The sequence below is a fragment of the Chryseobacterium sp. SIMBA_028 genome (assembly GCF_046535285.1).
Lineage (GTDB): Bacteria > Bacteroidota > Bacteroidia > Flavobacteriales > Weeksellaceae > Chryseobacterium.
This window is the reverse complement of record NZ_JAWRWZ010000895.1, coordinates 1-230: the sequence shown is the minus strand read 5'-3', so window position 1 is coordinate 230 and position 230 is coordinate 1. Positions and strand designations below refer to the sequence as shown.

1 protein-coding gene is annotated in these 230 nt (G+C 58.3%); it reads left to right on the top strand.

Annotated features, from left to right (window positions below; translation table 11 throughout):
- Positions 1-2: 2 nt before the first annotated feature.
- A partial coding sequence (locus SCA31_RS25785) for a potassium-transporting ATPase subunit KdpA (RefSeq protein ID WP_410699769.1) occupies positions 3-230 on the top strand: 228 nt, incomplete at its 3' end.

Sequence of the window (230 nt, the reverse complement as noted above, 5' to 3'; positions counted from 1 at the left end):
CCGTGTATCTCCGGAGCATCCTGGTCTTCTCAGCCGTATCCATCCTGGTGGTCTTCGCCCTGCAACGTCTGCAAGGGGTGCTTCCCGGGAATAACGCGCTGCCGGGAGTTGATCCCTGGATCGCCATGAACACGGCGATCTCCTTTGTCAGCAATACCAACTGGCAAACGTATGCTCCTGAGGCGACGGTAGGCATTTTCGTCCAGATGTGCCTGCTCGCGGTGCAGAAC